The 25925-nt window shown below is 69.7% G+C and carries 23 protein-coding genes; 6 read left to right on the forward strand and 17 right to left on the reverse strand.

What is annotated here, in order from left to right; all coding sequences use genetic code 11:
* Window positions 1–22: 22 nt before the first annotated feature.
* Window positions 23–844 carry an SDR family NAD(P)-dependent oxidoreductase gene (locus LDO27_RS00710; RefSeq protein ID WP_222205339.1) on the reverse strand — a complete coding sequence of 274 codons (822 nt, stop codon included), beginning with the start codon at window positions 842–844 and terminating at the stop codon, window positions 23–25.
* A 306-nt stretch (window positions 845–1150) separates the two neighbouring features.
* Here LDO27_RS00710 and garD point away from each other — a divergent pair, with 306 nt between their 5' ends.
* Window positions 1151–2734 carry a galactarate dehydratase gene (gene garD / locus LDO27_RS00715; RefSeq protein WP_224039036.1) on the forward strand — a complete coding sequence of 528 codons (1584 nt, stop codon included), beginning with the start codon at window positions 1151–1153 and terminating at the stop codon, window positions 2732–2734.
* 24 nt (window positions 2735–2758) lie between these two features.
* On the opposite strand, the gene LDO27_RS00720 is transcribed toward garD, so the two are convergent.
* From LDO27_RS00720 to LDO27_RS00745, 6 genes are all read right to left on the reverse strand, one after another.
* On the reverse strand, window positions 2759–3517 hold the full coding sequence (locus LDO27_RS00720; protein ID WP_224039037.1) for a GntR family transcriptional regulator: 759 nt from the start codon (window positions 3515–3517) through the stop codon (window positions 2759–2761).
* A 109-nt stretch (window positions 3518–3626) separates the two neighbouring features.
* Complete coding sequence (locus LDO27_RS00725; protein ID WP_224039038.1) at window positions 3627–4448, reverse strand: ABC transporter ATP-binding protein; 822 nt, start codon at window positions 4446–4448, stop codon at window positions 3627–3629.
* Window positions 4445–5287 carry an ABC transporter permease gene (locus LDO27_RS00730; RefSeq protein WP_222205351.1) on the reverse strand — a complete coding sequence of 281 codons (843 nt, stop codon included), beginning with the start codon at window positions 5285–5287 and terminating at the stop codon, window positions 4445–4447. Before LDO27_RS00730 ends, LDO27_RS00725 begins: the two co-directional genes overlap by 4 nt.
* Window positions 5288–5303: 16 nt before the next feature.
* Window positions 5304–6341: an ABC transporter substrate-binding protein gene (locus LDO27_RS00735; RefSeq protein ID WP_222205354.1), complete on the reverse strand. Its 1038-nt coding sequence runs from the start codon at window positions 6339–6341 to the stop codon at window positions 5304–5306.
* 65 nt (window positions 6342–6406) lie between these two features.
* Window positions 6407–8146 (reverse strand): allophanate hydrolase, encoded by a 1740-nt coding sequence (atzF, locus tag LDO27_RS00740; protein WP_224039039.1) that lies wholly within the window; start codon window positions 8144–8146, stop codon window positions 6407–6409.
* 238 nt (window positions 8147–8384) lie between these two features.
* The gene (locus LDO27_RS00745; protein WP_224039040.1) at window positions 8385–9365 is read right to left on the reverse strand and encodes a Bug family tripartite tricarboxylate transporter substrate binding protein; all 981 of its coding nucleotides are present in this window, start codon (window positions 9363–9365) and stop codon (window positions 8385–8387) included.
* Window positions 9366–9820: 455 nt separating this feature from the next.
* Here LDO27_RS00745 and LDO27_RS00750 point away from each other — a divergent pair, with 455 nt between their 5' ends.
* Together LDO27_RS00750 and LDO27_RS00755 are read left to right on the forward strand one after the other, a co-directional pair.
* The gene (locus LDO27_RS00750; protein WP_224039041.1) at window positions 9821–11425 is read left to right on the forward strand and encodes a catalase; all 1605 of its coding nucleotides are present in this window, start codon (window positions 9821–9823) and stop codon (window positions 11423–11425) included.
* On the forward strand, window positions 11426–11968 hold the full coding sequence (locus LDO27_RS00755; protein ID WP_224039042.1) for an ankyrin repeat domain-containing protein: 543 nt from the start codon (window positions 11426–11428) through the stop codon (window positions 11966–11968).
* Window positions 11969–12105: 137 nt separating this feature from the next.
* On the opposite strand, the gene LDO27_RS00760 is transcribed toward LDO27_RS00755, so the two are convergent.
* From LDO27_RS00760 to LDO27_RS00785, 6 genes are all read right to left on the reverse strand, one after another.
* Window positions 12106–13023 carry a LysR family transcriptional regulator gene (locus LDO27_RS00760; protein ID WP_224039043.1) on the reverse strand — a complete coding sequence of 306 codons (918 nt, stop codon included), beginning with the start codon at window positions 13021–13023 and terminating at the stop codon, window positions 12106–12108.
* 172 nt (window positions 13024–13195) lie between these two features.
* Window positions 13196–13438: a hypothetical protein gene (locus LDO27_RS00765; protein ID WP_224039045.1), complete on the reverse strand. Its 243-nt coding sequence runs from the start codon at window positions 13436–13438 to the stop codon at window positions 13196–13198.
* Between the two features lie 218 nt (window positions 13439–13656).
* The gene (locus LDO27_RS00770; RefSeq protein ID WP_224039047.1) at window positions 13657–15948 is read right to left on the reverse strand and encodes a xanthine dehydrogenase family protein molybdopterin-binding subunit; all 2292 of its coding nucleotides are present in this window, start codon (window positions 15946–15948) and stop codon (window positions 13657–13659) included.
* A 21-nt stretch (window positions 15949–15969) separates the two neighbouring features.
* On the reverse strand, window positions 15970–16995 hold the full coding sequence (locus LDO27_RS00775; protein ID WP_224039048.1) for an FAD binding domain-containing protein: 1026 nt from the start codon (window positions 16993–16995) through the stop codon (window positions 15970–15972).
* 4 nt (window positions 16996–16999) lie between these two features.
* A complete protein-coding gene (locus LDO27_RS00780) occupies window positions 17000–17641 on the reverse strand; it encodes a (2Fe-2S)-binding protein (protein WP_224039050.1) in 642 nt (213 codons plus the stop codon).
* Window positions 17638–18162, reverse strand: a complete 525-nt coding sequence (locus LDO27_RS00785; protein WP_224039052.1) for a DoxX family protein — start codon at window positions 18160–18162, stop codon at window positions 17638–17640. The genes LDO27_RS00780 and LDO27_RS00785 overlap by 4 nt, the downstream gene beginning before the upstream one ends.
* A gap of 311 nt (window positions 18163–18473) precedes the next feature.
* On the opposite strand from LDO27_RS00785, the gene LDO27_RS00790 reads away from it, so the two are divergent.
* The 3 genes from LDO27_RS00790 (at window position 18474) to LDO27_RS00800 (ending at window position 21923) form a co-directional block, all read left to right on the forward strand.
* Complete coding sequence (locus LDO27_RS00790) at window positions 18474–19157, forward strand: heavy metal response regulator transcription factor (protein WP_222205378.1); 684 nt, start codon at window positions 18474–18476, stop codon at window positions 19155–19157.
* Window positions 19154–20581, forward strand: coding sequence for a heavy metal sensor histidine kinase (locus LDO27_RS00795; protein WP_224039054.1), 1428 nt, complete (start codon window positions 19154–19156; stop codon window positions 20579–20581). The genes LDO27_RS00790 and LDO27_RS00795 overlap by 4 nt, the downstream gene beginning before the upstream one ends.
* A gap of 82 nt (window positions 20582–20663) precedes the next feature.
* Window positions 20664–21923 carry an alpha/beta hydrolase gene (locus LDO27_RS00800; RefSeq protein WP_224039055.1) on the forward strand — a complete coding sequence of 420 codons (1260 nt, stop codon included), beginning with the start codon at window positions 20664–20666 and terminating at the stop codon, window positions 21921–21923.
* A 26-nt stretch (window positions 21924–21949) separates the two neighbouring features.
* On the opposite strand, the gene LDO27_RS00805 is transcribed toward LDO27_RS00800, so the two are convergent.
* From LDO27_RS00805 to LDO27_RS00820, 4 genes are all read right to left on the reverse strand, one after another.
* Window positions 21950–23320 (reverse strand): 3-deoxy-D-arabino-heptulosonate 7-phosphate synthase, encoded by a 1371-nt coding sequence (locus LDO27_RS00805; protein ID WP_224039057.1) that lies wholly within the window; start codon window positions 23318–23320, stop codon window positions 21950–21952.
* 22 nt (window positions 23321–23342) lie between these two features.
* Window positions 23343–23891, reverse strand: a complete 549-nt coding sequence (locus LDO27_RS00810; RefSeq protein ID WP_224039059.1) for a carboxymuconolactone decarboxylase family protein — start codon at window positions 23889–23891, stop codon at window positions 23343–23345.
* A gap of 112 nt (window positions 23892–24003) precedes the next feature.
* A complete protein-coding gene (locus LDO27_RS00815; protein WP_222205387.1) occupies window positions 24004–24951 on the reverse strand; it encodes a LysR family transcriptional regulator in 948 nt (315 codons plus the stop codon).
* A 4-nt stretch (window positions 24952–24955) separates the two neighbouring features.
* A complete protein-coding gene (locus tag LDO27_RS00820; RefSeq protein WP_253074066.1) occupies window positions 24956–25900 on the reverse strand; it encodes a 2-hydroxy-3-oxopropionate reductase in 945 nt (314 codons plus the stop codon).
* Window positions 25901–25925 lie beyond the last annotated feature (25 nt).

Consider the following 25925-nt stretch of genomic DNA (forward strand, 5'->3'; position numbering starts at 1 on the left):
TTCGTTGCGACGCGGGCAGCGGTCAACGCGCCGTGCCGGGCTGGGCCATCTGCCGGTGGCGCTCGGCCACCAGGTCGGCCGGCGAGACGCTCGCGATGGCCGCCTGCAATTTGTTCTGCCAACCGACGATGACGTTGCTGTCGCCGCGCATCATCGCCTCGAAGCCGCTCCGGGCCACGTCGGCCGGATCGGACTTCTTGTCCGTGGCGATCTTGGTGTCGAGCATGTCCGCGCGCTCGAAGAACTCCGTCTCGGTAGCGCCCGGCATCAGGCAGGTCACCGACACGCCGGTTTCCAGCAGTTCATGGCGCAGCGCGAAGGAGAAGGAATCGAGGAAGGCCTTGCTGGCGTTGTAGACGGCCTGATAGGTCCCCGGCATGAAGCCGGCGATCGAGCCGGTGATCAGGATGCGGCCCTGCCGGCGCGCCAGCATGTCCTTGCCCACGCGGTGGACCAGGTCGATCGTGCCGGTGACGTTGGTCTCGATCACGCGCTGGATGTCCTTGAAGTCCTGCTCCAGAAATCCCCGGCCCAGTCCGCGCCCGGCGTTGGCCAGCAGCGCATCGATGGGCCGGCCTTGCGCGGCCTGATACAGCGTGTCGACGCCGCGCGGCGTGGCGAGATCCACCTGGATCGGCGTGACCATCGCCCCGGTGGCCTGCAGCGTGCGGGCCGCGTTCTCGATCTCCGGTTCGTCGGCGGCGATCAGCAGATCGAAGCCGCCTTCGGCGCAGCATCGCGCCAGATGAAAGCCGATGCCGGTCGACGCACCGGTGACGACGGCAAAGGGACGGGCGGCGCTGCCTGCGCCGGCGGTGCTGTCTGTGGATGCTGTGGTTTCCATGGATTCCTCCGTTAGCGGCGGGTGCGAAGGGGCTGGCCGCAAAATCCATACCGCGCAGTAAGCGGCACCCCCGGCCATCCAGACGCGGGAATGCCCTGTCCCGGCTGTAATTCCGGCTGCGTGGCTTGCAATCGGCGGGGCGAGGATGGTCCTCGGCAATTCGGCGCTTCGGGGGTAAACCCGGGCCCCGCGGCTTCATGATAGCGCTATCATCGAGGCTGTTCCGGCCGCCATGGCGCCGGGACACTTCGATGCCGCACCGTCGCCTCGCGCCCCGCGCGCGGCCCTTTCGCAGGAACGCTGTCCATGTCAGAACAAGATCCCCAGGCCGCCCGGCCGGCCATGTCGCCCCTCTATATCCGCATGCACGAGCATGACAACGTCGCCATCGTGGCCAACGATGGGGGCTTAGCCGAAGGGGCGGTGTTCCCGTGCGGGCTGACGCTGCGCGAGCGCGTGCCCCAGGGCCACAAGGTGGCCCTGGTCGACCTGAAGCAGGGCGATGCCGTGCTGCGCTACAACGTGGTGATCGGCTACGCGTCGCGGGACCTGCCGCGCGGCAGCTGGGTCAACGAGCGCGTCATCGAGATGCCGCCCGCGCCCGGCCTGGACGATCTGCCGATCGGCACCCGCGTGCCCGCGCCGCTGCCGCCGCTGGAAGGCTATACCTTCGAGGGCTATCGCAATGCCGACGGCTCGGTGGGCACGCGCAACATCCTGGCGATCACCACCACCGTGCAGTGCGTCTCCGGCGTGGTCGAGCACGCCGTGCGCCGCATCAAGGCCGAGCTGCTGCCGCGCTACCCCAACGTCGATGACGTGGTCGGGCTGGAGCACACCTACGGCTGCGGCGTCGCCATCGACGCGCCCGATGCGGTGGTGCCGATCCGCACGCTGCGCAATATCGCGCTCAACCCCAACTTCGGCGGCACCGCGATGATGGTGAGCCTGGGCTGCGAGAAGCTGCAGCCGGACCGCCTGCTGCCGGCCGGCACCATTCCCATCCAGACCGGGGCGGGAGAGGTGCAGGTGGGCGTGGTGTGCCTGCAGGACGACGAGCATGTCGGCTTCGAAAGCATGATCGACTCGATCATGGCGATGGCCGAGAAGAATCTGGCGGTGCTGAACGCCCGCCGCCGCGAGACCTGCCCGGCCTCGGACCTGGTGGTCGGCGTGCAATGCGGCGGCAGCGATGCGTTCTCCGGCGTGACCGCCAACCCCGCGGTCGGCTATGCGACCGACCTGCTGGTGCGCGCCGGCGGCACGGTGATGTTCTCGGAGGTCACGGAGGTGCGCGACGGCATCGACCAGCTCACTTCCCGCGCCGCGACCCCCGAGGTGGCGCAGGCCATGATCCGCGAGATGGACTGGTACGACCGCTACCTCCAGCGCGGACGGGCCGACCGCAGCGCCAACACCTCCCCGGGCAACAAGAAGGGCGGGCTGTCCAATATCGTCGAGAAGGCGATGGGCTCGATCGTCAAGTCCGGCTCCTCGGCCATCAGCGGCGTGCTGTCGCCGGGCGAGAAGCTGCGCCAGAAGGGGCTGATCTACGCGGCGACGCCCGCCAGCGACTTCATCTGCGGCACGCTGCAACTGGCGGCCGGCATGAACCTGCACGTGTTCACCACGGGCCGCGGTACGCCGTACGGGCTGGCCGAGGTGCCGGTGATCAAGGTCGCCACCCGCAACGACCTGGCGCGGCGCTGGCACGACCTGATGGACGTCAACGCCGGCCGCATCGCCACCGGCGAGGCCAGCATCGAGGAGGTGGGCTGGGAGCTGTTCCGGCTGATGCTCGACGTGGCCAGCGGCCGCAAGAAGACCTGGGCCGAGCACCACAAGCTGTATAACGCGCTGGCGCTGTTCAATCCGGCGCCGGTGACCTGAGAGTGCGGGGCGCCGCCGCCGCTGTCAGCCCGCCCCGCCGCCCCCCGCATGCCGCGCCATGAACACCTGGTGCAGCGTGATCTTGCGCACCTCTGCCTGGCTTGCCTCGATATGCGCGCGCAGCAGCCGCGTGGCCGGGTCGGCGCGGCCGGCCAGGATGGCGCGCAGGATGTCGGCGTGCTCGTCGTAGGTGGCCTCGATGCGGGGCGTCTTGGTGAAGTCCAGCCGCCGGATGATGCGGATGCGGTCGGTGATGTCGCGATGCACGCGTGCCATCTCCGCATTGCCAGCGGCCTCCACCAGCCCGCAATGGAAGGCCTCGTCCCAGGCGCTGACCTGGGCGCCATCGGTGCTGCGCTGCGCGGGGTCGACGAGCCAGATGGCGGCCAGCCGTGCGAGGCCGTCTTCCCCCATGCGCTTGCCGTCGCCAGCGGCCTGCGCGCATAGCCGCTGCGCGGCGGTGGTCTCCAGCACCATGCGCAGGTCGTACAGCTGCTCGAACTTGTCGAAGTCGAACGGCAGCACGCGCCAGCCGCTGCGGAACATCACCTCCACGTAGCCTTCCTGCTGCAGCCGCACCAGCGCCTGCCGGATGGGCGTGCGCGACACGCCGAGCCGGGCGCACAGCTCGTGCTCGGTGAAGCGGTCGCCCGGCACCAGCAGGAACTCGCCGATATCGCGCTTGAGTCCCTCGTAGACCTGGTCCGCCACCGATCGCCGCGGCCATGGCCCGGCGGTGGGCTGGCCCGGAGCGTCGGCGGGAGCTGGCGATCTTGTGGTCATGGTTTGCATCGGCAATGGGTCGCGGTAGCGCTACTGTAGTCGAGCCGGAACGGCGACGGGCTGGCGGCGGCCGCCGGGGCGCGCTGCCGCCGTGCACCGGCGCCGCATGTCAGCGGCGGACTTCGCGCTGGAAGATTTCCATGCTCTGGCGCTTCATCTCGACGAAGCTAGGCCGCGACAGCGTCTCGACCGTGCGGGGGCGCGCATCCTCGTAGTGCAGGATCTGCGCCACGCGGGTCGGCCGCTTGGTCAGCAGCAGCACTTCGTCGGCGAGGTACACCGCTTCCTCCAGGTCGTGCGATACCAGCATCATCGTGGTGCCGGTCTGCATGAACACTTCCTGCAGCTTCTCGCGGATGAACAGCGTCATCTCGAAGTCCAGCGCGGAGAAGGGCTCGTCGAGGAACAGGACCTCGGGCTTGGGCGCCAGCGCGCGCATGATCGACGCGGTCTGCTGCTGGCCGCCCGAGAGCTCGTACGGGTACCGGTTCAGGTCGAACTTGACGTCGAACGAGGCCACCAGCTCGGCCATCCGGCGGTCCACCTCGGCCTTGGACTGGCCCGCCAGCTTCAGCGGGTAGGCGATATTGTCGATGGTGCGCATCCACGGAAACATCGCCTCGCGATAGTTCTGGAACACGTAGCCGATCTTGGTGTCCTTCAGCGACTTGCCGTCGAACAGGATCTCGCCCGCGTCGATCGGCACCAGTCCCGCGATCATGTTGATCAGCGTGGACTTGCCGCAGCCGTTGGGCCCGAAGATCGAGACGATCTTGCCCTTGGGGATGTCGAGGTCGAAGTTCTCGTACAGCGGCCAGCCTGCGAAGTACTTCGTCAGCCCGCGGATGGTGATGTGGGTGCCGGCGGGGCCGGGACGGAAGGCCGGTCGCGGCGCATCCGCGAAGACGGGGCCATTGATCACTTCGCTCATCTGCCGCTCCAATGCACGATCCGGCGTTCGATCACCAGAAACAGGATGTTCAACACATAGCCGAGCGCGCCGGCGGCGAGGATGGCCGCGTACATGCTCTTGACGTTCAGCACCTGCTGGGCGTCGATGATGCGGTGGCCCAGGCCATTCTCGGAGCCGATGAACATCTCGGCCACGATCACGATCACCAGCGCCATCGACACCGCCGAGCGCAGTCCGACGAACGACGGTTGCAGGCTCTCCCACACCAGTACGTCCTTGAAGATCTGCCAACGCGAGGCGCCCATGACTTTGGCGGCCGCCACGCGCTGCTTGCGCGCGTTGATCACGCCATAGGCGCTGTTGAAGACCACGATCAGGAAGGCGCCGAACGCTGCGATGGCAACCTTGTTGATGTCCGACACGCCGAAGATCAGCAGGAACAGCGGGATCAGCGCGGACGACGGCGTGGAGCGGAAGAAGTCGATCAGGAACTCCACGCTGCGGTACGCCTTCTCGTTGCTGCCCAGCAGCACGCCCACGGGCATGCCGACCACCGCCGCGATCACGAACGCCTGCAGCGTGCGGGCCACCGTCACGAGGAAGTCGGTGAGCAGCGGGCCGCCCAGCAGGCCCGACACGAGCGTGGCAATGGTGTCGGCCGGGGAGGGCAGCAGGATGGCCTTGATAAAGCCGCCGCGGACCGCGAGGTCCCAGATCACGAACAGCACCAGCGGGCCCACGAAGGGCAGCAGCCTGCTGCCCAGCGATGCCCGTGGCGGCTGCGTGGCGGCCGGCGCGGCGGCCGCCGCCGCCCAGGGCGGCGGTGCGGCGGAAGTGGTGGCAGGGGTGTCTTGCATGGCCGTCATTCCTCGCTCATCCCTTGTACAGCATGGTGTCGACGACCACCCGGCGGCTGAACACGCCCTTGTCCGAGAACAGGTCGAAGTACTTCTGGAAGTGCGCCACGTCGCTGGGCTTGAAGTCGGTGGAGAACAGGTAGTCGGACATCGGCACTTCCGCGGTCAGGGCCCCTTCGATGGCGGTGTAGCCCTTGAGCGAGGCGCGGGCTTCGGTCGGGTTCTGCTTGACCAGGTCGACGGCGCGCCGGTAGGCGGCGATGTACTTCTTCGCCGCGTCCGGATACTTGGCGATGAATTCGCTGGACAGGCTCGCAGAGCCGCCATGCCACGGCGCCATCGGGTCGCCCAGCACGTATTTCGCGATCACGCCGACTTCCAGCGTGCGGGTGGTGCCGTTCAGGCGGCCGACCGTGCCGGTTGGCTCCAACGTGTAGCAGGCCTCGATCTGCCCCGCCGCGATCGACGCCACGTGCTGGCCGATGGGCAGCTCCACCACGGTGGCGCCCGTCGCGCCCGCGCGTTCGAGCACGGCCTTGGCCAGCACCACGTTCTGCAGGCCGGGGCCGCAGCCGATCTTCTTGCCCTTCAGTTCGGCGATGCTCTTGTAGGGGCTGTCCTTGGCGACGATGAACTCGTCCAGTACGTACTTCGCGTTGGTGGGATTGGTGCAGAAGATCTTGACCAGTCCCGGTTGCGCGATCTCGCCGATGGCCAGCGCGGCCGACGCCGTGCCGTTGGCGCTGCCTTCGGCGCGGCCGGCGAGGATGGCTTCGGTGACCTGCTGCGGGCTGGCGAACTTCAGCGGCTGCACGTTCAGGCCCGCTTCCTTGAAATAGCCCTTGTCCAGCGCGACGAAGAAGGGCAGGCCGGAGGCGACGGGCCAGAAGCCGATGCGGATGGCCGGGGTCGATTGCGCCCGCACGACGGCGGGGGCGCCCAGCGTACCCAGCGCGGTGGCCGCGGCGGCGGCCTTCAGCAGGCGCCGCCGGCGGGGCAGATGGTCGGCGGTATCGAGGGTGAGGTCGGGCAAACCAGCGGCATTGCGAGACATGAGATCGCTCCTTGAGATCGAGATCGGATTCGTTGTTGGTGGAAAGGAGTGCGGGGCTGCCGCGGTCAGCTGGCGCCGCGGGTTTCGAGATAGGCGCGCCAGCCGCCATGGCGGCTGATGTCCTCCGCATGGCCCAGTGCCTGGGCCTCGCACAGGAAGCCCTGCACCTCGGTACGGTCGTCCAGCCGGATGCGGCCGATCGCCAGCGGCGACGGGATCAGCGCGACGAAGGAGCCGTATGCCTCGATGGGCATCTCCCAGACCTCGACCGCGATGCGATGCCCGGCGCCGGCCTCCACGCGCAGCAGCCCGGGTTTGGGCGGCGTGCTGTCGGGCAGCGCGTACAGCCGGTACTCGGGCGCGGTCACGGTCTGCCGCAGGCGCCGGGCGCCGCGCTCGGTCAGCTGGCCGTTCAGCGGCATGCCGCTCAGATGCGCCCCGACCACCGCGACCTGCACGAACACCTGCGCGGCGGGCGCGAGGCCCGCGATGGGCTGGGGCGCGGGCAGCGGCACGCCGGTCGCGCCCTGCGGCAAACCGGTGGCGTGGTGATAGCGCTGGCCGAGATCGGCCAGTTGCAGATCGCTGCCGCACGGGCCGATCAGCGTGATGCCGAACGGCAGCCCGTCCTCGCGCAGGCTGCTCGGCACGGACAGCGCCGCATAGTCCAGCAGGTTGACGAAGTTGGTATAGGCGCCGAGGTTGCGGTTCCGGGCGACGGGATCGTCGCGCATCTGCGCGATGGTGTAGTGCGTCGGCGCGGTGGGGACCAGCAGCGTATCGATGCGCTCCCACATCGCGTCCGCCTGCTGTCCCAGCGCGCGCAGGCGCGTCTGCGCCGCGAATACGTCGGCGGCGCCGTACTGGCGGCCCGACGCGATGATGCCGCGCACGGGCTCCACCACCTCGGCCTCGCTGGCGTCGAAGAACGGCCGGATGGCGGCATAGCGCTCTGCCACCAGCGCGCTCTCATACAGCAGCGCGGCGGCCTCGGCCAGCGGGCGGTAGTCGATGGCCACCGGTTCGCCGCCCATCTCCCGCAGCCGCTGCACGGCCGCGGCGAACGCCTGTTCCGCCTGGGCATCGCCGAAGAACTCCAGCCGGTCGGGCACGCCAAAACGGAAGGCCGTCGGAAACGGCCGGTCGATCAACGGCAGCGCGCGGGAGTAGGGGTCGAGGCGATCGTAGCCGCGCGCGGCTTGCAGCACGCGGCAGGCCATCGCCACGGTGGGCGCGAAGATCGACACGCAATCGACGCTCTGCGCGGCGGGCAGCACGCCGCGCGCGCTGATCAGGCCCTTGCTGGGCTTGAGGCCCACGATGTTGTTGAGCCCGGCAGGCACGCGGCCGGAGCCCGCGGTATCGGTACCGAGCGAGAAGTCGACCTGGCCGCTGGCCACCACGTAGGCGGAGCCGGAACTGGAGCCGCCGGACACGTAGCGTGCGTCGAACGCGTTCGGCACGGCGCCGTGCGGCGAGCGGGTGCCATTGAGCCCGCAGGCGAACTGGTCCAGGTTGGTCTTGCCCCACAGCGATGCACCGGCCTCGATCAGGCGCTGCACCACGACGGCGCTCTGGTCCGGCACGAACGCGAAAGCGGGGCAGGCCGCGGTGGTCGGCACGCCGGCCACGTCGATGTTGTCCTTGACGGCGAACGACAACCCCGCGAGGTCGCCGTCCTGGCGGGCTGCCGGGGCGGGAGCGAGGCGGTGCAGCCATGCGGCGGCGCCGGAATGAGGTTCACCCGCGGAGGGACCGGTTGCAGCGTAGGTGGTGGTGTCTGGCGTCGTGGTCGTCTGTGGCATTTTGGTGCATCCAATCTTGTATCCAAGACTGAACGCAAGCGCTGTGCCAGGCGGAGGACCGCGAGGAAGGGCGGTGCGGGACGGAGAGCGCGAGGAAGGGCGGTGCGGGAAGGAGAGCGCGAGGAAGGGCGGTGCGGGAAAGAGAGCGCGAGATCGGCGCTCCGGGAAGGCGTCACGCGAAGGATCGCTTGGAAACGCCGGCAGGCGGCCGGCGCTCCTCGGCATCCTCGCCCCGGACTCAGTTCACGGTGATCTTCCGTTCCTTGACGATGGCGCCCCACTTCGCGCTTTCCTTCTTCATGAAGGCAAGCAGCTCCGGCCGCGTGGTGGGCTGCGGCGTCAGGCCGTGCTTGTTCAGCGCATCCTTGACGCCCGGGTCATTGAGCACCTTGACGATCTCCACGTTCCAGCGGTCCAGCACCGCCGTCGGCGTCTTGCCCGGCGCGACGAAGGCATACCAGTTCAGCGCCTCGAAGCCGGGGAAGCCGGATTCCGCCACGGTGGGAATGTTGGGCAGATAGTCGGGCCGCGCGGTGCCCGTGGTGGCCAGCGGCACCAGCTTGCCCGTTTCGACATGGGGCATCGCCGTGGGGGGCGCGGCGAAGTACGAGGTCACGCGTTCTCCCAGCAGGTCCTGCAGTGCCGGGGCGCCGCCCTTGTACGGGATATGGACCATCTCGACGCCGGCGCGCTGGTTGAACAGTTCCCCGGCCAGATGGGACGCGGAGCCCGCGCCGGTGGAGGCATAGTCGACCGCGCCGGGCTTCTTCTTCGCCAGCGCCACGAACTCTGCCAGGTTCTTTACGCCGGTGCCCTTGTGCACCACCAGCACGTTGGGGAAGTTCACGCCGCCGGACACCGGCGCCAGGTCCTTGAACGGGTCGTAGGGCAGCTTCATCAGGTGCGGCGCGATGGTCAGCGGTCCGATCGAGCCGAACAGCAGCATGCTGCCGTCCGTGGGGCCGTTGGCCACGTGCTGGTGGGCGATATTGCCGCCGGCGCCGCCACGGTTGTCGACGACCACCGGCTGGCCCAGGTTGTCGGCCAGCTTCTTGGCGATCAGGCGCGCCGCGGCATCGGCGGCGCCGCCGGCCGCGAAGCCGACCACCAGCGTGACCGATTTGCCGCCGGCGATCGGCTCGGCGTGGGCGATGCCGCTGGTCAGCGAGAAACACAATGCCGCCACCGAGGTGGCGCGCAGGATCTGTCGGCGGTTCATTGAAGCAGTCTCCTCGTTATCGTTTTGCAAGAGCGTGGGGTCGTTAAGGGCGGGCGGCGCATCCGGCCGTACCGTGGTCGATCCGTCGGGCCGCGTCTACACCGCGGAGATGGCGGCGGGGCCGTATGCGGCAACTTCCAGTGGGGGCGAACTGTATGCAAAAGGGCAGCAGGGCGGAAGGACGCCGCGATGAAGGCCCGTTCAGCGTTCATGAAGGGGGAAAGCGGCCGCTCGGCGCGGCGGGGCTCCAGGCTGCGTTGCGGCCGGTTCGCCATCGGCCGCGGCTGGCCGTCCTTGACACCCCGGGGATATCGCCTTGAATGGAAAGACTTTCCTGGCCAGGGCCGGACGCGAGTCGTTTGCCTGGCGCCTCCATGCCGTCATGCATTCGTGCGGCATCCGCTCTTCGCGCCGCACTGCGGCGGTCCTCCTCCCCCAATCGAAAAGGTTCTGTCATGAACGAGAAAAAGCCCATCCTCACGACCCGGCAGGGGCATCCGGTCAGCGACAATCAGGCGCTGCGCTCCGTCGGGGAGCGCGGGCCGGCCACGCTGGAGAACTACCAGTTCATCGAGAAGATCACGCATTTCGATCGCGAGCGCATTCCCGAGCGCGTGGTCCATGCACGCGGCACCGGGGCGCATGGCTGGTTCGAAGCCTACGGCCGCATCGGCAACGAACCGGCCGCGAAATACACGCGCGCCAAGGTGCTGAACCAGACGGGCGTGCGCACCCCGGTCTTCGTGCGTTTCTCCACCGTGATCGGCGGCCGCGAGTCGCCGGAAACCGCGCGCGATCCGCGCGGCTTCGCGATCAAGTTCAAGACCGTGGACGGCAACTGGGATCTGGTGGGCAACAACCTCAAGGTGTTCTTTATCCGCGACGCCATCAAGTTTCCGGACATGATCCACGCCTTCAAGCCCGATCCGGTGACCAACCGCCAGGAGCCCTGGCGCTTCTATGACTTCGTATCGCAGTCGCCGGAAGCCTTGCACATGGTGACCTGGGTCAAGAGCCCGTGGGGCATTCCGGCCAGCTATCGCGAGATGGAAGGCTCCGGCGTGAACACGTACAAGCTGGTCAACGACCAGGGCGTGGCCCATCTGGTGAAATTCCACTTCCAGCCCAGGCAGGGCGTGCGCAATCTCACCGCGGCCCAGGCGGCCGAGATCCAGGCGCAGGACGTGGGCCATGCCACGCGCGACCTGTACGAGGCCATCGAGCGCGGCGACTATCCGGAATGGGAGTTCTGCGTGCAGATCATGAGCGACGACGCGCATCCCGAACTGGACTTCGATCCGCTGGACGACACCAAGCGCTGGCCCGAGGACAAGTTCCCCCTGCTGCCGGTGGGCCGCCTGGTGCTGGACCGCAATCCGGACAATGTGTTCGCCGAGACCGAGCAGTCCGCGTTCGGCACCGGGGTGCTGGTCGATGGCGTGGATTTCTCCGACGACAAGATGCTGCAGGGCCGGACGCTGTCCTATTCCGACACGCAGCGCTACCGCGTCGGTCCCAACTATCTGCAACTGCCGATCAACGCGCCGCAGGAACAGGCGCGCGCCCACACCAATCAGCGCGACGGGCAGATGGCGTACTACGTCGATGCATCCGGCGCCAACAAGCACATCAACTACGAGCCGAGCGGCCTTGGTGGAATGCAGGAGGCGCCGAAGCCGGCGAAGGAATATCACCAGTGGGTGGAGGGCCATCTCGGCCGCTACCAGACCTCGCGCACGGCGGACGACTACCGGCAGGCCGGCGAGCGCTACCGTACCTTCGAGGACTGGGAGCGCGACGAGCTGGTCAACAACATCGGCGGCGACCTGAAGCAATGTCCAGAGCCCGTACAACTGCGCATGGTCTGGCACCTGTGGCACTGCGACGAGGACTATGGCCGCCGGGTGGCGCAGATTGCCGGCATCGATCTGGACAAGGCCAGGGCGCTGCCGCCGCTGCCCGGCAAGCCGGCCCCCCACCAGCGGCCCGCCCAGCCGACCTATACCAGCGGCAAGACGGAAGCGCCCGTGCGCGTCGACGAAGCCGCGGGAGCGAAGTAGATGGCGCAGGACGCCGACAAGCCGGACCGGCCCGTGCTGGACGAGGAGACGCTGGCGTATGTCCAGCAGGTCTTCGATCTGGTGCGGTCGGGCGATGCGCAGCGCCTGCGGCCGTTGCTCGAGCACGGTCTGCCGCCGAACCTGCTGAACCAGAACGGCGACAGCCTGTTGATGCTGGCCTGCTATCACGGCCATGCGGATACCGCGGCGGTGCTGCTCGCCCATGGCGCCGATACGGCGCTGCGCAGCGACCGCGGACAGACCCCGCTGGCCGGCGCGGCCTTCAAGGGATACGGCGGGATCGTGCGGCTGCTGCTCGACCATGGGGCAGCCGTGGACGACGCCGGCCCCGACGGCCGCACCGCGCTGATGGTGGCCGCGATGTTCAACCGCATCGAGACGATGGACATGCTGCTGGCCGCCGGCGCGGACCCGCAGGCGCGGGATGCGCGCGGCATGTCCGTGCTGGAGGTGGCCGCCGGCATGGGCGCGGAGGACGCCGTGAGGCGGCTTGCGGAATTGGTGCCGAAGCCGGTGCAGTAGGCCTTGGGTGTGGGACGACGGTCCGTGCTCGGGCCGTCTTTTTCGAGGCAATGACGCAATTAACGGCCTGGCTTCGCAACCCGACTCAAATCGGCGGCGACAGGAGCGGGGTCGTCCGCGCAGGCCTTTTTGGCGCGCTACAGGGCCGCAGGCTGCGCGGGTCGCGCGGCACGGTCCCGCACGAAGTCGATGAAGGCGCGCAGCGGCGGGGGCACGTTGCGCCGGCTCGAGAAGTAGAGAAACGGCGCGGGCATCGGCGCGCTCCAGTCGTCCAGCACGCTGACGAGCCGGCCCGCCTCGATATGCGGCCGCACGTAGTCGTCGAACATCCACGCGAAACCCACGCCGCTGACCGCGGCGCGCACGCCGAGGATGGGATCGTTGACCGTGAGGCTGCCCCGGGGCAGCACGGTAAACGCCTCGCCATCGCGGGCGAACTCCCAGTGGTGGATCGTGCCGCGCGGAAAGCGATACGCGATCAGATTGTGCGAGGGCAGCGCCTGCGGATGGTCGGGCCGGCCCACGCGCGCCAGATGCGCCGGGGATGCCACCACCGTGCGCCGGCTGGGCCGGTGCAGCGGGACGGCCACCATGTCCTGCGCCAGATCCTCGCCGTAGCGCACGCCCGCATCGAAACCCTGGCCCAGCACATCGACCAGCGCGTTGTCGCTGGAGATCTCCAGTTCGATGTCGGGATACGCGGCGAGGAAATCCGCGACCATAGGCGCGAGCAGCAGATGGACCACCGGCAACGGCGCATTGATTCGCAGCCGCCCCGCGGGCCGGGCGCGCAGGCCGCGCACTTCGTCGATCGCCTGCGTGATGCCGGCAAAGGCGGGCTCGAGTCCGGACAGCAGCATTTCGCCGGCTTGCGTCGCGGTCACGCTGCGCGTGGTCCGGTGCAGCAGCTGCACGCCGAGCTGGTCCTCCAGGCGCCTGACCACCTGGCTCAGCAGGGACGGGGACACGCCGCGCTCGAGCGCGGCCTGGCGGAAACTGCGGTGCCTTGCCACGGCGGCAAATGCTTCCAGATCGCTCAGCGCGATGGGGGGCATGGAATGGCCTCGCTAATCGGTAAAAGGGTAGAGGGGAAAGGGAAAGGTAACGGCCGGAGAAAGCGTGAATGTTAGCAAGGCCGCCCGGCTTGCCTTCCGCCAAGGCGAGGCGCGGAAAAAGAAAAAGGGCGGCATGCCTGCCGCCCTGGCCTTGGACGTCGCTGCGCCGTCATCAACCGCCGTGGGTGTAGGGGTCGCGCTTGTCGGTGCCCCGCGCGCCGTCGGTGAACGCGTCGCGCTTGTCGATGCCGCGCGCGCCGTCGGTGAATACGTCGTGCCCGCCCTTGGACGTTCGCGCGGTCCCGTTCCACGTGTCGGCCTGCAAGGTCGCCGCGCTGGCCGCGGTGGAAGCAAGGCCGCCAAGGGCGAGGGTGGTGGCTAGCACGGCGGCAAGCCAGTCTTTTGGTGATGTCATCGGTGACTCCTTCCGGACTTACGAGGATGGGATGCGTCGGATCGGTGCCGTGGCCTGGCACGATGCGAGTCTAGGGGCCGGCGCGGGCATGAGCCTGACGTCAGGATGACAATGCGGTCAGGCAGCGCTCGCTTGCCGCCGGGCAATGCCGGTGCGCGGCACTCGCGGCACTGATGGCGCTGATGGCATTGATGGCGTTCATGGCGTTCATGGGGCGTTCATGGCGCCACGACATCGTCCGGCCGGATCGGCAGGCGGGTGAAGCGCTGACCGGTCGCGTGGAACACCGCATTGGCGATCGCCGCCGCCGCACCGACCGAGGCGACCTCGCCCAGGCCCTTGACGCCGGCCGCGTTCAGGCGGAAATCCGGCTTGTCGATGAAGTCGACCTCCAGCGCTCCGACGTCGGCGTTGACCGGCACCATGTATTCGGCGATGTCCGCGTTCAGGAAGCCGCCCACCGCCGGGTCCACCTCGCTTGCCTCGGACAGTGCCGCGCCGATGCCCCATATCATCCCGCCGTACGCCTGGCTGCGCGCCGTGCGCGGACTGGCCACTCTGCCGCAGTCGAAGACGCCCACGGCACGTACGACGCGGACCTTGCCGGTGCGCGGGTTCACATGCACCTCGGCGAAATGCGCGGCATAGGACATGGCGACGAAGTCGGGGTATTCTGGCCCCGCCGCCGCGGGCAGGCCCCGCATTGCGCGCTCCATCGCCTGGTCAACCTGGCCGGGCGCGAGCCGGCGTACCTCGCTGTCGACATGGGTGCGATGCGCGTCGCGCAGGACGGCCTCGATGGGCACGGACGGGCCGCCGGCCACGCCCAGCGCGCCGTCCGCCAGCACGATGCGCTCCACGGCGACGCCGTGCAGCGCCGCGCGGGGCGTGCCAGTGGCGAGGGCGATCAGTTGGGTGCGCACTTCGGCGGCCGCCTGCTGCACGGCGGGCACGACCGTGGCGGTGCCCCACGAGCCGGCTGTCAGGTGCTGCGGCGGCGCGGTGGTGTCGCCAAGCGCGACCTGCACGCGCGCGGGCGCCACGCCCAGTACGCTGGAGACGGTCAGCGCAATGGCCGTGCGGATGCCCTGGCCCATTTCATGGCCGCCGACCGACACCGCGACGGAGCCGTCCGGTTCCAGGCGCAGCCGCGCCAGCGCCGGCGCGGTCGCGGCCTTGTAGGCCCCGGCGGCCACGCCGAGTCCGAGCAGGCTGCCATCGGCGGCGCGCATGGAACGCGGCACCGGAGAACGGCGTGCCCAGTCGAACCGCGCGGCGCCGCGGCGCAGGCATTCGACCAGATGCCGCGACGAGAACGGCTTGCCCGATACCGGATCGCGCTGCGTGTCGTTGAGCACGCGCAGGGCAACGGGGTCCATCGCCAGCCGATAGGCCAGCTCGTCGACGGCCGATTCGAAGGCGAACGATGCCGCCATTTCGTAGGGCGCCCGCATGAAGCCGGGCGTCTGCGTATCGAGCCGCACCAGCGCCTCGTGCCCGCGGAAATTCGGGATGCCGTACATGCGGGCGGTGATCTCGGTGCCAAGCGCCGGCATCAGGTCGAAGCGCGAGGTCTGGCTCTCTGTCTCGTGCACCGCGGCCACCATGCGCCCATCGCGCGCCGCGCCGATGCGCACTCTGTGCACGGACGCCGGCCGGAAGCTCGCGGCGTGAAAGGCCTGCGCGCGCGGCACCACCAGCTTGACCGGACGACCGAGCCGCCGCGCCGCGGCGGCCACCACCGCGGTATGCGGGAGCAGCGCGTTCTTCTGGCCGAAGCCGCCGCCGATGGACGGGGATACCACGCGCACGGCGGCGGCATCGATGCCGAATTGCGCCGCCAATCCCTGGCGCACCGCCTCGGCCGCCTGCGTGGGCTCGTGCACGGTGAGCCGGCCGTCCTCCCACTGCGCGACCGTGCCGATCAGTTCGATGGGATTCTGGTGCTGCGGCGGTGTGCCGTAGCGCCGGTCCACCATCACCAGCCCGGCCGCGCGCAGCGCGGCGTCGGCATCGCCGACCACCTTGTCGGCCATCGCCGGCAGCCCGAACGCGCGGGCCTGTCCCACGCGTTCGGCGCCTGCGTCGTCCATGCGCACGGTGAAGGGTGCCTTGTCATAGCGCACGACGACGCGCGCCGCGGCTTCCGTCGCGGCCTCCAGCGTTTCCGCCACCACCAGGGCCACCATCTGGCCGCGATAGGCGACCGCGTTCGATTGCAGCACCGCATGGCTTTGCGACGCGTGGCCGCCGGCGAACAGGAAGCGGGGCGGGGCGAGCCTGTCCATCGTCTCGTGGGTCAGGATCAGCAGAACGCCCCTGACGCGGCTTGCCGCGGCGACATCGATCGACAGGATGGTGCCCTTGCCGATGGTGGCCGTGACCGGCATCGCGTGGGCGAGGCGGGGCGGCAACCGGTCCGCCGCATAGGCGGTGCGGCCCATGACCTTGTCGATGGCGTCGATACGCGCGTCGTTGCCGGCAGTGGTGGGCGCCGTGGTGGTTTGCATCGTAGGTGCCATCGTCATTCGTCAGTCCGTTGCGCGTTGGACACGTTGCGCGCCTTGGGCGCGATCCCTGGCGGTCATCAGCGCTTCGACCACGGTATCGATGCCCAGCCGCACCTTGTAGGCGTTGTGCTCGCGCGGCGTGGCGGCCTCGAAGATCGTCGCCGCGGCCTCGCGCGCCGTGGTCGGGTTCAATGCGCGTCCCTGCAGCCAGCGCTCGGCCGCGTGGGCCCGCCATGGGCGGGTGGCCACGCCGCCGACGGCGATGCGGGCGGTGCGCACGCGGTCGCCATCCAGGCTCAGCCCGACGGCCGCCGAGGCCAGCGCGAAGGCGTAGGACTCGCGGTCGCGCACCTTGACGTAGGTCGAGGCGCGCGCGGCCGCGCTGGCCGGCACGCGGATGCCGACGATCAGTTCCGTCGGCCGCAGCGTGGTCTCCAGGTGCGGCGTCGCGCCCGGCAGGCGGTGCAGGTCCAGCAGCGCGATGGTGCGCCGGCCCTGCGGCCCGATCACCTGTACCTCGGCATCGAAGGCGGCGAGCGCCACGCCGAAGTCGCCGGGATAGACGGCGATGCAGGCATCGCTGGTGCCGAGCACGGCATGGCCGCGATGGAGCCCGTCCAGCGCGGCGCAGCCGCTGCCGGGGCTGCGCTTGTTGCAGGAATATTCGGTGCCGCGAAAGTATGCGCACCGCGTGCGCTGCATCAGGTTGCCGCCCAGCGTCGCCATATTGCGCAACTGGGCCGAGGCCGCCTTCCACAGCGATTCGGACAGTGCGGGAAAGCGCTCGCGCAGCGCGGCATGATCGGCGGCCGTGCTCATGCGGCACAGCGCGCCGAGATGCAGGTCGCCGGCCGGCGATAGGGTAATCGCGTCGAGCCCGGCAATGCCGGACACGTCGATCAGGCGGCGCGGCGCGGCGACGCCGAGGCGCATCAAGTCAACCAGCGTCGTGCCGCCGGCCAGGTAGTGCGCGTGGCCCGCATCCGCTCCCATGTCCCGCACGGCCTCTTCGGCGGAGCCGGCCCTGTTGTAGACGAAGCCCTGCATGGCGCTATGCCTCCCGCCCCGCCACGTCGCGGATCGCCGCAACGATGCCCTGATAGGCCCCGCAGCGGCACAGATTGCCGCTCATGTATTCGCGCACCTCGTCATCGGAGCCGGCGTGGCCCTCGCGGATGCACGCAATGCCCGAGAGAATCTGTCCCGGCGTGCAATACCCGCATTGCAGCGCGTCGCGCTCGATGAATGCGCGCTGCAGCGGATGCAGGCGTTCGGGATCCGAGGCAATGCCCTCGATGGTGGTGATCTCCTTGCCCTGTGCCTGCACCGCCAGCGACAGGCACGAGACCACCCGCTGCCCGTCGATCAGCACGGTGCATGCGCCGCACTGGCCGTGGTTGCAGCCCTTCTTGGCGCCGGTCAGGCCCAGGTGTTCCCGCAGCGCATCCAGCACCGTGGTGCGTGTGTCGAGGGTCAGCGTGCAGGGTTGTCCGTTGACCCGAAGCGCCACGGGCACGTCGACGGCCGTGGCGGCTGTAGCGGCGGGCTCGGCGCGCGATGCCGCCGAGCGTGCGTCCTGCGCCCCGGCCTCGCTCAGCGTGGTCGCGGCGGTCACGGCGATGCCGGATTTGAGGAAGGCGCGGCGGGAAAGGGCGGGCATCGCGTACTCCTGCTTGTCGGATGGGCTGGTCATGGCGCGGTCTGTTCCGCAGTCGGGATGCTGGCGCGCGAGCGGGGACGCAGCAGGCGATCCAGGGAAAGCTGGTCGCCCCCGCGCACCGCGATCAAGGTGGCGACGAACAGCAGCACCAGCGGGTATTCCATGCCGCGGTCGATCCACGCGAAGTGCGCGCGATGGATGTAGCAGATCACCAGCATCTGCACGGCCATCAGCGCCGCCAGCGGACGCGTGAGCAGGCCGGCCGCGAGCAGCAGGCCGCCGAGCGTCTCGAACAGGCCGACCGCATAAGCCACCTGCGGCGCGAACGGCAGATGCAGGACCTCGGCGATCAGCCGGGTCGCGCCGCGAAGTGGATCGGCCATGGAACCGTGGCCGATGCCCAGGACCTTGGGCAGGCCGTGCGTCATCATCACGAGGCCGAATGCCGCCCGCAGCATCGCGTATGCCATGGGTTCGAGGCGCCGGAGCGCGCGCGCCGGCTGCGCGGAGGCGGACGCCTTGGCGGCGCGATCGCGGGGAAGCGTGGTGTTCATCGCTATGTCCGTGGAAGGGATGCATGGATCGGTACGGGCGCGGCAAGGGGCTGTGGCCGCATGCCTTGCCGCTGCCCGGATGCTATGCAGCCGCCGGCCCTGGAACAATGGCGGAGCGGCTTAACAGGCTGTGCATCGTGGCTAATCAATCCGCGGCTCCTTCGGTGGCATGCTCGCGTCATGCGCGCGCCGCGCCAGCATAGCGAGCGGGCAAGGTCACATGGCTGTCGCGAGACTGACAAGGCTGTCAGGTAAGCGCTGGACGTTTGGCCTATATTCCGAAAACGGCAAACTGGGGACCTTGCGCAGCCATGAAGCTCTTGCTGATCGAAGACGAGATCAAGACCGTCGACTACCTGAAACGGGGCCTGTCCGAGAACGGCTACGTGGTGGACGCCGCCACCAACGGCCTCGACGGCCTGCACCTGGCCAGCACGGAGCCCTACGACGCCATCGTGCTGGACGTCATGCTGCCGGACCTGGATGGCGTGTCGATGCTCAAGTCGCTGCGGCGCGAGCACCAGACGCCGGTCATCATGCTGACGGCGCGCGACGACCTGGACGACCGTCTCAACGCTTTCGACGCCGGCGCCGACGACTACCTTGCCAAGCCGTTCTCCTTTCTCGAACTGCTCGCGCGCCTGAACGTGCTGACCCGCCGCGGCCGCCAGAGCGAGCCGTCGCAGCTGTCGGTGGGCGATCTGCGCATCGACCTGCTGTCGCGCAGGGCCACGCGCGGAGCGCGCCGGCTCGATCTGAGCGCCCGCGAATTCACGCTGCTGCATGTGCTGGCGCGGCGCCAGTCCCAGATCGTGTCCAAGACGGCGATTACCGAGCTGGTGTGGGACATCTGCTTCGACTGCAATACCAACGTGGTCGAGGTCGCCATCAAGCGCCTGCGCGCCAAGCTGGACTGGCCCGGCGAACCGAAGCTGCTGCACACGATCCGCGGCATGGGGTATGTGCTGGAGTGCCGCGACGGAGACCGGCCTTGACCGCGCGCCTGCCCGGGCATGCCATCGCCACGCGCCTGGCCGTGATGTTCGGCCTGGCGGCGGCGCTGGTGTTCGCGGTGACGGGGTCGGTGCTGTACTGGGTGCAGTGCGTCGAGCTGGAAAAGCGCCAGCTCGAGGAGATCCGCGCGCGCTTCGAACTGGTGGGCCCCAAGGTGGCCAAGCTCGGCACGCCGGAGCAATGGGACCGCTTCGCCGGCGTGCTCAACAGCCTCACGCCGGCCGACGACAGCCTGCGTTATCTGGTGGAGGGTCCGGATAGGCGCTTTCGCTACGGCAAGCCGTTTCCTGCGGGTGCGGATGCAGCGCAGCGCGGGGCCGATGTATGGGCCGTGGAGTTCGACGAGCGCCGTTTCCTGATGCTCAGGCGCAAGCTTCCCGCCTATGAGGAGCGGCCGGCGGTGACGATGGCCGTGGCGGTCGACCAGGCACCGTTCTACGAGACCGCGCGCGCGCTCGGCGTCGCGCTGGTCGGTTCGTCGCTGCTTGGCGTGGCGGCGGTGGCGGCGTTGGGCTGGCGCATCGCCAAGGCGGGCCTGGCGCCCATCGAACGCCTGTCCCGGCATGCCGGCGAGCTCGATCCCCGGCATCTGGAACGCTTGCCGGATGCGGACCTGCCGGCCGAGCTCTCCGGCATGGTGATCGCCTTCAATGGCGCGCTGGACAAGCTCGAACGCGCCTACGTGCAGCTTTCCTCGTTCAACGCCGATGTCGCGCACGAACTGCGCACGCCGCTGAGCAACGTGATCGGCCAGACCCAGGTGGCCCTGTCGCGCCGGCGCAGCGCGCCAGAGCTGGAGGACATCCTGCAATCCAACCTCGAAGACCTCGAACGGCTCAGCCGCATCGTGGTCGACATGCTGTTCCTCGCGCAGTCGGACCGCGGTGTGCTGGCGCGCGATCTGGCGACCGTCTCGATCGCCGCCGAGGTGCGGCGCAGCGCCGATTTCCTCGACATGCTGTTCGAGGATGCCGGCGCGGCGCTGCAGATCCGCGGCGACGCGAGCGCGCGCGTCAACAGCTCGCTGTTCCAGCGCGCGGTGTGCAACCTGCTGAGCAATGCCTTGCAGCACGGGCGGCGGGGCCGGCCGGTATCGGTCGCCATCGAGGCGGACGGCAAGACCGTCACCGTGGCGGTGCGCAACGAAGCCGAGCCATTGTCCGCGGAGCAGATGCGACGCCTGTTCGACCGCTTCTACCGCGTCGACGGCGCGCGTACCGACAGCCGGCAGAACCACGGCCTGGGGCTGGCGATCGTCAAGGCAATCGCCGTCATGCATGGGGGCGGGGTCTTTGCGCGCTTCGAGCAGGGAACCATTGCCGTGGGCATGACGCTGCCGGTGGCGCCCGCGGCCGAGCCGGAGACCCATGAGCGGCCCTTGGCGGGACACGCGGCTCCCGCCTGATCCGGCACAATTGCTCGACCCCACAAGGCGGCGCCGACTCGGATCAGCGACCCGACCGGGGCAGCCGCACCCATTTGCTTCGATGAAGACTTCGATACGTACAGTCAGTATTGCGGGGCTGGCACTGAGCGTGCTGTTGCCCTGGATCGGCGCCTGCACCAGCACGCCGGCAGACCCTTCCGCGACATCGGCGCCGCCCAGCTTCGCCAGGCACCAGGCCGAGGCGCGCGACGCGCTGGAGCGCCGGCGCACTCCTGTCGGGCCGGACCGCCGCGCGGAGACGGAATGGAATCTACCGCGCGAGTGGCGCCCTGCGGGCACACCCCGCAAGGGCATGCTGCTGGTGCACGGCCTGGGCGATTCGCCGTGGTCCTTCGTCGACGTGGCGCCGCGCCTTGCCGAGCGCGGCTATCTGGTGCGCACCGTGCTGCTGCCCGGGCACGGGACCACGCCGTCGGATCTGCTCGAGGTCAGCCTGGAGGACTGGCAGCGCGTGGTGCGCGAACAGGTCGCGGCGCTGCGCGGGGAGGTGCCGCAGGTCTACCTCGGGGGCTTTTCCACCGGAGCCAACCTCGTGACGGCCTATGCGCAGGGGGACGATGCGGTGGCCGGTCTGCTGCTGTATTCGCCAGCGTTCCGTTCGGGCAATCGCTACGAATGGCTGGCTCCGTGGCTCAGCCTGGTCAAACCGTGGCTGCTGCCGACGGGATCGGAGCGTCCGCAGCAGACGCCGGTGCGCTATCTGAACACGCCCACCAACGGCTTTGCCCAGTACTACCGCAGCAATGTCGCGGCACGGGAAGCCCTGGCGCAAAAGCCTTTCGACAAGCCCGCGCTGGTGGTGATGGCTGAGCATGATTCCGTGGTGGACGCCGCTTTCGTGCTCGATACGTTCGGCGCGCGCTTCACGCACCCCGCGAGCCGCATGATCTGGTACGGTGCCACCCCCGCGTTCCCGCAGGGCCGACGCGACGCCCGCGTGCTGTCGCGCCCGGACTTCCTGCCCGACGAGCGCATCAGCCAGTTTTCGCACATGAGCGTGCTGTTTTCCCCAGGCAATGCGCTGTACGGGCGCGATGGCACACTCCGGCTATGCCATAACGGGCAAGAGCCGGCCGCCCATCAGCGCTGCGAGGCGGGCGAGCCGGTGTGGTACTCCGATTGGGGATACCGCGAGGCGGGCAAGGTGCATGCGCGGCTGACGTTCAATCCCTATTACGAGTGGCAGACCGGCGTGATGCTGGGTGTGCTCGATGGCGGTGATGGCGGTGGTGGCGGTGGTGGCGATGCGGACTGCGCCGGCAACGCGGTCGGGGCCGGATGCGCCTCCGCCAAGCGGTAGCGAGTAGCGGTGGCCGCGCGGCGCCTTCAGCCGGCGCGGGCCATCGCGGCGAGCAGGTCGTCGGGATGCACCATCAGCTCCCGCACCTGCCGCAGCATCGGGTATTGGTTCAGCACGGCGGCCCAGCGCGGCGATTGCAATAGCTGCTGCCACACGGGTTCGAAGCTGGCGGGCTGTGCCGGCTGTCCGTCCGCCAGGGCGCTGGCGAAAGCCAGGCTTTCGGGCGCGGACAGCAGCTGCATCCGGCTGGCCGCGCCGAGCAGGCGCGGCGCCGCTTCGGCCTCCGCCTCGCAGCAATAGAGCACCGTGTCCGCGAGGTTCGCGTCTTCCGTCGTCAGCGCGCGCAGCGACGCACCGCGCAGGCGCACCGTTCCCTGCGCGGTGTCGAACGGATAGTCGGAATCGGCCTCGGCATGCCCCAGCAGGTGCAGGCCGCGCAGCAGGCGCGGCAGGTCGCTGGTGGCCGCGTCCACCGAGGCCTTGACCTCCACCAGCAGGCAGGCGTCCCACAGGGGCGTTCCCTCGGTCATCCCGGCCTGCCGCAACAGCACCACATCCCATTCCGTCTTGGCGCGGTCGTGGCTGGCCGGCAGCGATGCGGGCACGCGCATCGAGGTCACGACGCGGTAGGACGCCGCCGTGCCTTCCACTTCGTTCAGACGCCGCGCCAGCACGCGGACCGCCTCGGCCGCCGACGCTTCCGCGGCTGCGCCGCGCCGCTGCGAGGCGACACCCTTCGCGGTGGCCGTGGCGCTTCCCGGGCGCGGGCCGTGCCGATCCCACAACGCCTGGTATTGGCGCACGAGCGGGTCCGATGCCAGCGCATCGAGGCGCCGCAGATCCGCCAGTGCGTCGCTGTCCAGCAGGCGCGCGAGACCGTGCCGCGCCGCCATGTCCGCCGCCATGTCGGGCATGGCGAGCAGACGCCGCGCGGTATCGTGCAGCGTGTCCCACGACAGGGACGTGGCGGCGGCGTGCAGCCGCGCCATGTCTTCGCTTGGCGGGCCCGGCTCGCTGCGCTGCCGTCTGTTCGGATGCGCCATGGCATTGACCGCGGCCAGCACCTGGCGCCGGTCCTGCGCGGCATGCGCGGACAGCGACGCGTATTCGCGGACGTGGGAGGTCCGGTGCCGCAGCACCATGGCCCGGAAGGCCGGGTCTCCCGACTCCGCGCGCATGGCGTCGCCGATCATGCGGGCGAGGGCTTCCAGGAAGAGGTCCTTCAGTGCGGCCGGCGGCGACCCGCCCTGCGCCATCGTCATGCGTGCCTGCTCGATGACGACCGCGATCGCGGTGGCCGGATTCGCCTGCGGCAACCCCAGCGAGGCGTCGACGATGGCCGGCACGCGATAGCGGCGGGCGGCGAGACGCAGCGTGCGGGCGAGCAGGGCGGGCATGGGCAGCGGGGAGATGGGAGGCTCAGCGGGGGGCGGCCGGCGCGGCGCGCTGGCCGGTGCCTTCCAGCACCTCGCGCACCGCGTTGGCCGCGTCGATCGCGCGGGGAAAGCCGGCGGTGACGGTGGTCAGGTAGACGATCTCCTTCAGCTCGTCCGGCGTCACGCCTAGGCGCAGCGCATAGCCGGCATGGATCTTCAGCACGCCGAGATTGCCCTGCGCCGCGAAGGCGGCGACGGCGGCAAGCTGGCGGGTGCGGTCGTCCAGTCCGGGCCGGGCCCAGATATCGCCCAACGAATAGTCGACGATGGCGTCCGCCAGCGGCGGGAAGTCCTTGCGCAGGGCGTTGAGCACCGGTTGTCCGGCACCGCCGGAGAGCTTGTCCATGGTCGCGTTGCCGCGATCGCGCGGCGTGCCAGGCATGCTGGCGGTGCTGGCCGAGCCCTGCGCATGCGCGGCGCCGAGGGTCACCGCCACGTAGACGGCGGCGAGCACGAGGGCCGGGTCGGCGGGACGCAGGCGGGCAAGGTGGGCGAGGGGGGCGGGAAGGGTGAAGCGGCGGCGGTTCGGCATGGCGGTGTCCTCGACAAGGTGGTGTCCGGTGAGGGCATTGTCGAGGCCGGCGCCCCGGCGGTGAATACCCATTCGTCTGCGAGGCTTGCCCGATCCTCTCGCGGCGCGCGCGTCAGATCAGCCGGGCACCGGGCCAGGCCCCGGACATGACGATGTTGCGCACCGACTGCCGCACGGTCTGCATGATGTCCCACAACTCCGGCACGGGGGTGCGGTTGCGCGCGGTGGCCAGCGCCACCTGCCGCGTGACCACCGGTTCGACCAGCCGCGCGCAATGCAGCCGGCCCTGCGCCACGCGATCCGCGACAGCGGCGAACGGCAGCAGCGTGGCGCCGCAGCCGTCCTCGACGAGCCGCATCGATACCGTGTTGGAGGCATCGCACTCGAGCGCCATCTGCAGCGAGGTGCCCGCCCGGGTGGCGAGGCCCTCCGCCAGCACGCGCAGCCCATGCCCGGTGCTGGGGAGAATCAGCGGCACTTCCCCCAGGCGCCGCGCCGGAAACGTCGGGCCGAGATGGCTCCACGACGCCGGCGCCACCAGCGTGAGGTCTTCCTCCAGCAGTACGTCCACCTTCAGCGCGCCATGCTGCTCCGGCAGGTACAGCAGCGCGACGTCGATCTCGCCGGCCGCGAGCCACGCCAGCAGGGGGCTCGCCAGGCCTTCCACGAAGCGCACGCGCGTCGCGGGGAAGCGTTGCTTGAGCGCCGTGCCGATGCCGGCGAACGCGGTATTGGCGATGGTGGGCTGGGCGGCGATGACGAGCTGGGCCGGACCCTGCGCCGTCGAGGCACGGATGGCCTCGCGGGCCTCCGCCAGCGTGGCGGCCACCTGGCGCGCATAGCCGACCAGCGTGGCGCCGGCCTCGGTCAGCACCACGCCGCGCCCGCTGCGATGGAACAGCCGCGTATCGAGCGCGGCCTCGAGCCGCGCGATCTGGCGGCTGACCGTGGATTGGTCCGCGCCCAGTTCGAGCGCGGCACGGGAGATGCTGCCGGTGTTCGCCACGCAGACGAAGCAGGCGAGGTCTTCGGAGCTCAGCGGGTGACTGCCCTGCGTCATGCGACTATGCTTTTCCCGCTGCGGCCGGCGCGGCGGATGCCGGGGACGTGGCCGGCTGCGCGGGCGTATCGCCGATGGCGAACGACGACATATGCTCCAGCGCGCGTACCAGGCCGGAATGGTCCCAGCGCGCGCCGCCGAGCGCGCCGCACGCATTGAACAGCTGCTGGCAGGACGCCGTGTTGGGCAGGCTCACGCCCAGCTGGCGCGCCGTGCTCAGCGCGAGGTTCAGGTCCTTCTGATGCAGTTCGATCCGGAAGCCCGGGTCGAACGTGCGCTTGATCATCCGTTCGCCATGGACTTCCAGGATACGCGAGCCCGCGAAGCCGCCCATCAGCGCCTGCCGCACGCGAGCCGGGTCGGCGCCCGCCTTGGCCGCAAGCACCAGGGCCTCGCCCACCGCCTCGATGGTCAGCGCCACGATGACCTGGTTGGCCACCTTGGCGACCTGGCCGTCGCCGACGTTGCCTACCAGCGTGATGTTCTTGCCCATCAGCTGGAACAGCGGCAACACGCGGTCGAACGCCTGTTGCGTGCCGCCGGCCATGATCGACAGCGTGGCGGCCTTGGCGCCGACCTCGCCGCCCGACACGGGGGCATCGACATAGTCGCAGCCGAGCGCGGCGATGCGTTCGGCGAAGGCGCGCGTCTCGATCGGCGAGATCGAGCTCATGTCGACGACGGTCTTGCCGGCGGACAGGCCCGCGGCCACGCCGTTGTCGCCGAACAGCACGCGCTCCACGTCCGGCGTGTCCGGCAGCATCAGGAACACGACGTCGGCCTGCCGCGCCACCTCGGTGCCGTTGGCGCACGCGGTGGCGCCGGCGTCCAGTACCTCCCGCGGCGGGCCGCTGCGCGAATGGACGAAGAGGGTATGGCCGCCCTTGGCCAGATGCAGGGCCATCGGCGTGCCCATCACGCCCAGTCCGATAAAGCCGATCTTGCTCATGGTCTGTTCTCCATGCGCGCGCCGC

The sequence above is a fragment of the Cupriavidus respiraculi genome, from assembly GCF_914271545.1.
Taxonomy (GTDB): Bacteria; Pseudomonadota; Gammaproteobacteria; order Burkholderiales; family Burkholderiaceae; genus Cupriavidus; species Cupriavidus respiraculi.